The sequence below is a fragment of the Aurantimonas marina genome (assembly GCF_017183135.1).
Classification (GTDB): Bacteria; Pseudomonadota; Alphaproteobacteria; order Rhizobiales; family Rhizobiaceae; genus Aurantimonas; species Aurantimonas marina.
The window spans coordinates 309893-316492 of sequence record NZ_JADDXW010000003.1; the positions used below are offsets into that span (position 1 = coordinate 309893).

The window sequence follows — 6600 nt, forward strand, 5'->3', positions numbered from 1 at the left end:
TCAATCGATCCTGCGCTTGGAGACGCCGAAGCGTTCGAGGGCGGCTTCGCTCAGCTTGACGCCGAGCCCTGGCCCGTCGGCCGGGACATGGATGAAGGGAGCCTCGACCTTAAGCGGTGTATCGAGAAGATCGTGCGACCGGATCATCCGGCCGAAGATATCGCCGGGCCAGACACAGCTCGCGGCGGCCGAGCACTGGTGGACGTACATGGCCTCGAGGATGCCGAGATCGACCTCGGAACCGTGCCAGCAGTAAAGGCCGGCCGTACGGGCGATGTGGTCGAGCTGCTGGAACCCTGCCAGTCCGCCGTTGAAGTTGAACCCGTCGACGGCGCCGTGGGCGATGGCGTTGATCGCCTCATAGGGGCGCTGCCCTTGATAGATGTACGGGAGCGATACGTGCAGCGCGATCGGGATCGACGAGAAGCGCCGCAGTTCCTTGTAGTCGAGCATCATCCAGCGCGGGATCGGATCCTCGAGGACGAGGACGTTGCCGATTTTCTCGATCTCGCGGATGATCGGCCTCGCGTTACCCGGGTTTTCCCAGCGCTGGTTCGGATCGAAGATGATCTTCATGCCCGGCGCGTGCTCGGCAATTCTCGCGCACCAGCCCGGCACGTCGTCCTCGAGGTCGCATTTGAACTTGATGACCTTGAAGCCCTGATCCTGATACTGGCGGACCCACGGACCGATCTCGTCCTGCGTGCGATGACTGGACCAGGCGCTGACTGCGATCTTGTCGCGCAATGCGCCACCGAGAAGGCGATGCAGGGGAACACCGAGCTGCTTGGCGTAGGCGTCCCAGATCGCGCATTCGAACCCGTCATATTCACGGCAAAGCGGGATCGGCAGCTTCTGCAGGATCAGCTCGTCGAGCGAGCGCCCCATGAGATTGTCGGCGATCTGTTCGACACGCGTCCATTCATGGTCGCGGTAGAACTCGCCGAGACCGATCGTGCCGTCGGAAAGATGCAGGCGGAGAATCAGCTTGGGCAGTTCGTCGAACTGCACGCTCCAGCTTTCCTTGCCGCCGACAGGAAGCATATGCAGCGGCTTGGCGAGAGTTTCGGAGTTAATGACGCCGGGGTGGGCCGGAACGATGACCTCGTCAAACTCGAAGCCGATAATGTGCGCCTGGCGCGAAGCGATGCCGTCCACGAAGGTCTCCGTCTGCGTTCAGACGAAATTTGTACCAAAACTACATCCTTTGTCAATGCGAGTATGTAATCACCAAATTTCAGCTGATCCAGGCGCTATTTCAGCCTGTCGTGGAGTTACTATTTTCGGATTGCTACATTTTCAATCGCCGACGGGCTGGTTCTCACTCTCGCCGTTCAGGTCGGCTAGCATCGTGCGGGCGTTCCACAATTTGGAAGAGATGTGCTTCATCCGACGGCCACCGAGGAGCGTTGCGAGGCAGTCCAGGATGAACAGCTGACCGTATCTCCCACGGTTTGGCATGTAGAAGAATTTCTCTTCATCGAAGGCAATGAGCGGGATCAGGACATCAGCCTCGACCGCCAATGGCGTGCCGGCAGCGGTCACGGCGATGATCGAGGCACCGCATTGCTTCGCCGAGCGAGCGCTCTCGATCAACGAGCGCGGACGACCGGTCACCGAGAACATCAGAAAGACGTCGTTTTTGCCGGCGGTGGCTGCGGTAATGCGCTGCTTGTAGGCATCCGCGGTTGCGCTGGCCGCCAGATCCAGTCGGAAAAGCCGGTTTTCGGCTTCCGCTGCCACATTGGCCGAGCTGCCGCCGACGCCGAAACAGAAAACGCGTCGAGATCCGTCGATAAGATCGGCGGCCCGATCGAGAGCGGCGGGGTCCCGCTGGGCGAAGGCGCTGGCAAGGGCCTGGCTTGTCGCCTCGTAGACGTGGCCGGCAACGTCACTGCCCGTCTTTGCTGGGTGCTGGTAGTCGGCCGAGAGATACATGCGACCTATGGCATAATCCTGAGCGAGCCGAATCTTGAAGTCGCTGAACCCGTCGCAGCCCATGTGACGTGCGAAGCGGATGACGCTCGGTTCGCTGACACCGGCCCGACCGGCCAGCGCTTTCACGCTGCTGCGGGTCGCGGCGTCGATGTTCTCCAACATAGCATTGGCAACAGCCCTGTCGGCGCGCTTCATGGTCGGAAGTTCCTGGCGCATCCGATCGATCAGGCTCGACGGGGGTAGAGCTTTCGGGTCGCCGGTCTCTCGCCGCTGTTTCTTCAAAAGGGGCTTCCCCGCTCGCGTCTATCTGAAAGTCGTCTAGACCTATATTGGGGGGACGAAGATTCCAATCGCTCTGACGGACCGTGTCGCAGGGGGAAAGTGCGCTAGTCGTACCGTGAGGGCCGGCCGCATCATGCGGAACCCGGTCGATCTTTGTCGAGAATGTTATCGTGGCCCTGCGGTTGAGGGTCGAGACCCTCTATAGAAGCACTGTTCGCCCTACCAGCCTGAGTTATTTCTGTGGTGATGGGGGAGGCCGCACGAGACTGCGGCATTCTGCGGGGCTGGAGAGCTGCGGCGGATGGAAGAGGAGCCTGCGAACGCGCGGCAGCGGGTGCACCCGACAGGATTCGAACCTGTGGCCATCGCCTTCGGAGGGTGGCGCTCTATCCCGCTGAGCTACGGGTGCCTCTGTGCCTGTCAGCGTGCCGCCAAGCTGCGGGCAATTCCATTGATCTTGAACGAAGCCGTCGGGCAATATCCCCGGACTACGCCGCCTTTCCGAATGTGCGCTCGGCCAAAGCGTGGGGTACAATGTCTCCGTCGTTCTCCTCCTTCGTGGCTGGGGTTTCTCCGTTCATGAAACCGGCGATGGCGATGGCTACTTTGTCCGCTGCGGCGATCAGAACGCTGTCCAGGTGATGGATGTAACGTCCCGTTACAGATCCAGCGGCATGGCCGAGCATCGCCGCGATCGTCGGTTCCGTGTAATGCAGGTCGCCCGCCACCGAAGCAAACGAATGCCGTAGAGTATGAAGAGTTACATCCTCGAACCCCGCTCGTTCGGCGATGCGCTTCCAGCCCTTCGACATTCCACCGAAGCACTGCCCCTGCCTGGCTGGAGTCAGGACCGTCGGACAATCCATCTCGCGTTTGACCGCAGATAACGCCTCGAACACGGCGCTCCCCGCCGGCCGAACTGACGCACCTTCTTTGCTGTCATCGAAGCGTAGCGCGCCGGCAGCCTCATCCACTTCTGTCCATTTCAGATTGACGATCTCGCCCAAGCGGCAGCCTGTGAGGGCGAGCAGTCGGATGCCGTCGAGCAGCTGTTGCGTCTCGCCTTCAGCCTTCGCCGTCGCGAGCGCGACGCCGAGCTGACGGTACTCGCTCGGGGTGAGACGCCTGGTCTTCTTTGTGCCCGCCGGCCGCTTCACGTTTTCGGCGGGGTTCCTCTCGATGATTCCCTCGTCATAAGCATAGGAGAGAATCCCACCCAGCAGCCCGGTCGTACGCGTTGCGGTGCCGTTGCCGCCGCGCACGATCGATTTCCCGCGAACCTTACCGGTCTTTCGAATCTTGGCCGTTTTCCCGCTCGCCACATCCTTGACGAACCGCTTGATGTCCGCCGGTTTCAGATCGATGACGCGGCGCGATCCGAGGAGGGGGATGATATGGCCATTGATCCGTCCCTTGTCGGTATAAAGCGTGCTGGCCTTCTTGGGCCGGTTCCCCTTGCCCAGGATCACGCCCATATCGCAAGCTACGAGGTACTTCTTGCAGAGTTCCCGAACCGTCAGCGATTGACGGCGCGTGATGCGTTCGCCAGCGGGATCCTCGCCCTTGACCACGGCTCCAAGTTTGGCGATCGCCAATTTACGCGCTTCTTCACATGTCACCATGCCGTGTCGGCCGATGGTCATCCGACGGCGGACATCCTCCGCGTTACGGTAATCGACGAAGTAGGTCCGTGTACCGCTCGGCTGAATGAAAATGCCGAAGCCCTTCAACTCGCTACACCAGATCGTCACCTGCTTGGCTTGCGGTTCCGCGCGATCGACGATCGTTTTGGTCAACTTCGGCATGGACGCCCTCCGAGAAAACTCACCAAAAACTCACCAAAAAATCGAAAGCTGTGACGAGGAGGATCGTATCAAAGAGGAAAGCTTAACACAATAACTTCTGTTATATCAGTTAGTTGTCGTACTGTCGGATATCGTAGCGAACAGTCGGCGGGGTGCTAGAAACGCTCTCCGAAGGCAGAGGTCACAGGTTCGAATCCTGTCGGGTGCGCCACTCCTGAACAGGACTGGGCAATTTTTCGCCCAAGCTTTCGGCGTTAACGAGATGGTTGCGCAGCGCCTCGTTCCCGCCGTAGATTACGGCGGCGGCGGGATGTAGGCCGGAACGAAGCCGGGGAAATCGAACGCGTCGGAGACGCCCTCCTCCAGCGCCATCTGGCGGATGTTGTTGCCATAGCCGACCGTCGGCACGCCCATCCGGTGGAACTCCAGCATGGCCCGGACGTGCTATGCCATCGACGCCTTGGCCGCACCCGTACCGCCTTCGGATCGCGTTCGCGCCTCTCCTCCCATTCGGCGAGACTCCAGCCCTTGGGCAGACTGCCGTTGACCGGATCGTGGGCGGAGGTCCGACCGTTCGGCATAGGGCAGCGGTGCCCAGCTGGTCCTATCGTCCGCCTGCATCATCCGTTTGGCTCCAAGTCCTGACGTTTAAGCGCCAGACGCACACCCTCGTCGGCCTCCATGCGCGCGCGATGCTCCTTCAGTGCCCGATAGCCCTCGATCGACAAAGGTGTCTGCTCGATCCAGCGTTTCAGCACGTAGAGGAACGTGTCCGCGAAACCGCGCTTCCCGAGGTACCATTCGCCGCCACTTTGGCTCAGGATGCCGTTCATCCACTCGTCGCTCGGCATAGGGTCGGGCCACGCGACATCACCGCGCTCGGATATCTTGTGTGGCGCCAGACCCGCAAGGAACGTTCGGTTTAGGCGGCCCTTGGAAAACCACCATTCGGGAGCCGAAAGATGAGCCATTCGCGAGCAATATCCCAAGACGAAGTGGCGCTCCGGACGCCGCTTTGCGACCTCATCAGTTGCCGCTATCCGATCCTGCAGGCCGGCATGGGTGGTGTCGCGCGATCGGAGCTTGCTGCGGCGGTATCGACGGCGGGCGGCTTCGGCTGTCTCGGCATGGTGCGCGAGCCGCCGGAGCTGATCGCGCGCGAGATCGCTTCCGTCCGCTCGCGCACTGACCGGCCGTTCAGCGTCAACCTGATTCCGGCGGCGACGGATCCGGTGCTGTTCGAGGAAGAGCTGGCGGTCTGCCTCGATGCCAAGGTCCGGGCGATGATTTTCTTCTGGGACGTTGTCCCGGAGGCCATCGAGACGGCGAAGCGGGCCGGGTGCCGTGTGCTCTACCAGGTCGGATCACTCGCCGCAGCGCGAGCTGCCGAAGCCGCCGGTGCGGATGCGGTGATCGTCCAGGGGGTCGAGGCGGGCGGCCATGTTCACGGCAGCGTCTCGTCGCTGGTGTTGCTGCCGCAGGTCGCTGGTGCTTTGCGAATCCCGGTGGTCGGATCGGGAGGATTTTCCTCCGGGGCCAGCCTCGTCGCGGCACTGGCCCTCGGCGCACAGGGCATCCACTGCGGCACCGCTTTCCTGGCGACGCAGGAATCCTTCGCGCATGATCTGCACAAGCGCCGGGTCGTGGCGGCATCTTGCGAGGAAACGATCCATACCGACGCCTTCGCCATCAACTGGCCGCCGAACTCGCCGGTCCGTGTCATCGCCAGCGACCTTACCGAAACTCTCGGCGAGCGGCTGTTCGGCTACAAGGTCGAGGATCTGCCACGCGAGGCGATCGCGATGGAGGACCACCGTCCCATCTATCTCTTCAGCACCGATTCGCCGCTTCAATCGATGAGCGGCGATCTCGAGCGCCTTGCGATGTTCGCCGGTCAGGTCGTCGGCCGGATCGAGAAGATCGAGCCGGCGGGAGAAATTGTCGCCGCCATCGCCCGTGATGCGCTGGCGATCCTGTCCGATCTGGCGCGCAGAGGCGCCAACGCATAGGCCGCCGCGCTACGCCGCTTGGGCGTGGGGGTTGGCGCGGCAGCAGGCGGTCAGCGTATTGGACAACAGGCAGGCGATGGTCATCGGCCCGACGCCCCCCGGCACCGGCGTGATCGCACCGGCGACCTGGGCGGCGCTGGCGAAGTCGACATCGCCGACGAGGCGCATCTCGCCATCGCCCTTTTCCGGCGCCGCCACCCGATTGATGCCCACATCGATGACCGTGGCGCCGGCCTTGATCCAGTCCCCCTTGATCATCTCGGGCCGGCCAACGGCCGCTACCACGATGTCCGCGCGACGCACCACGTCCGCCAGATTTTTCGTCCGCGAATGGGCAATCGTTACCGTGCAGCTGTCTCCCAGGAGCAGTTGTGCCATCGGCTTTCCGACGATGTTTGAGCGACCGACCACCACCGGCGCTCTCGGCACTTTTCCGCTGGTTCCGGACGTAGAGTTCGGCCGCCGCGCTATCGCCGACGGAGACCGAGACGAGACACCGCTGCCAGCCTTCTTCGCCAGCCTCGCCGCATCCTTCGCCGCCTCGGCCCGCAGCCGTGCCGCGATGG

5 protein-coding genes, 1 tRNA gene and 2 pseudogenes are annotated in these 6600 nt (G+C 62.3%); 1 reads left to right on the plus strand and 7 read right to left on the minus strand.

Going from position 1 to position 6600, the window contains the following annotated elements; all coding sequences use genetic code 11:
- The 6 genes and pseudogenes from ING15_RS05815 to ING15_RS19425 form a co-directional block, all read right to left on the minus strand.
- Positions 1-1158, minus strand: a complete 1158-nt coding sequence (locus ING15_RS05815; protein ID WP_206453824.1) for a mandelate racemase/muconate lactonizing enzyme family protein — start codon at positions 1156-1158, stop codon at positions 1-3.
- A 141-nt stretch (positions 1159-1299) separates the two neighbouring features.
- The gene (locus tag ING15_RS05820; RefSeq protein ID WP_269812731.1) at positions 1300-2154 is read right to left on the minus strand and encodes a MurR/RpiR family transcriptional regulator; all 855 of its coding nucleotides are present in this window, start codon (positions 2152-2154) and stop codon (positions 1300-1302) included.
- A gap of 401 nt (positions 2155-2555) precedes the next feature.
- Positions 2556-2629, minus strand: a tRNA-Arg gene (locus ING15_RS05825).
- Positions 2630-2708: 79 nt separating this feature from the next.
- Positions 2709-4025 carry a site-specific integrase gene (locus ING15_RS05830; RefSeq protein WP_206453826.1) on the minus strand — a complete coding sequence of 439 codons (1317 nt, stop codon included), beginning with the start codon at positions 4023-4025 and terminating at the stop codon, positions 2709-2711.
- 303 nt (positions 4026-4328) lie between these two features.
- Positions 4329-4594, minus strand: a pseudogene (locus ING15_RS05835) (urocanate hydratase); the annotation flags it as partial.
- Positions 4595-4645: 51 nt separating this feature from the next.
- Entirely contained in the window at positions 4646-4996 is a 351-nt protein-coding gene (locus ING15_RS19425; RefSeq protein ID WP_232845585.1) for a glutathione S-transferase family protein, read from the minus strand.
- Here ING15_RS19425 and ING15_RS05845 point away from each other — a divergent pair.
- Positions 4988-6034 (plus strand): NAD(P)H-dependent flavin oxidoreductase, encoded by a 1047-nt coding sequence (locus tag ING15_RS05845; RefSeq protein ID WP_206453827.1) that lies wholly within the window; start codon positions 4988-4990, stop codon positions 6032-6034. The genes ING15_RS19425 and ING15_RS05845 overlap by 9 nt on opposite strands.
- A gap of 9 nt (positions 6035-6043) precedes the next feature.
- Here ING15_RS05845 and ING15_RS05850 read toward each other — a convergent pair.
- A pseudogene (locus ING15_RS05850) lies at positions 6044-6448 on the minus strand (bifunctional methylenetetrahydrofolate dehydrogenase/methenyltetrahydrofolate cyclohydrolase); the annotation flags it as partial.
- Positions 6449-6600: the final 152 nt, after the last annotated feature.